Origin of the sequence: Pararhodobacter sp. SW119, assembly GCF_017811755.1 — a bacterium.
GTDB lineage: Bacteria > Pseudomonadota > Alphaproteobacteria > Rhodobacterales > Rhodobacteraceae > Pararhodobacter.
The window spans coordinates 1-840 of the sequence record NZ_JADDJF010000168.1 but is presented as its reverse complement, the minus strand read 5'-3'; the positions used below and the strand labels follow the sequence as shown (position 1 = coordinate 840).

Here is an 840-nt window from a genome sequence, read left to right as displayed (position 1 = left end):
CGTCGGTCGAGTTGAGCTTGCGGTCGACACGGATCCCCGCAGCCTTCATCACCAGCCTTGCGGCGCCATCGAATTATGTCGGACCGGGTCGTGTCTTCGGATCAGCTTCCAGCACGCCGGAAGACCTACCTCTGGTGCGCCCGCTTTCGGACGATGAGTTCCAGCCGTGGATGCCGCCACGACACAAGAACGGCTACCGGCCGCGATGGCAGGGGGATGACCGTGTGCCGGACTCGCTTGCAGAAGCGATCCGCTCCTTCCTCTATGCCTGTGCCGTGAGGAAGCTGCGCGGACAGGGCAGCAAGCACTCCTCGATGCTCATCCACGTTACTCGTGTAATGCTCCCACCAGCTTGTTCCTGAACTCAATGCATCAACAACACCCGACGGAACTTGCCGGTCTTCAAGGCGCACGTCTGGTTATCGGCTCGGAGGTCCCAAGAAACGCCACCTGGAACGAAGCGAGGCTGAAAGACCTCACCGGAGGTGACAGCGTCAGAGCCCGATTCATGCGTGGTGACTTCTTCACCTTTGATCCTCAGTTCACGCTCATGATCGCTGGGAACGACAAACCCGCCTTGTCCGGTGTCGATCCGGCTATCAGGGCGCGCATGGTGCTTGTGCCGTTCACGGTTGAAATCCCTGAGAAAGAACGGGATCCACACCTCGTCGAAAAGTTGATTACCGAGGAGGCCCCTTCCATTCTGCGTTGGGCCATCGAGGGCGCGTTGCTTTGGCAAAAGGATGGGCTCGCCGTACCGGGCAGAATCAGGGCCGCGTCAGAGGCCTACCTCGACGAGGAGGATCTGCTGAAGAACTTCCTCCAAGAGGAAACGGTCCC

Annotated in this window: 2 protein-coding genes; both read left to right on the top strand. The window is 59.8% G+C overall.

Annotation, left to right across the window (positions count from 1 at the left end):
- The coding region (locus IM708_RS21085; RefSeq protein ID WP_245243375.1) for a Z1 domain-containing protein at positions 1–362 on the top strand (362 nt) is incomplete at its 5' end.
- Positions 363–367: 5 nt separating this feature from the next.
- The coding region (locus IM708_RS21080; protein WP_245243376.1) for a phage/plasmid primase, P4 family at positions 368–840 on the top strand (473 nt) is incomplete at its 3' end.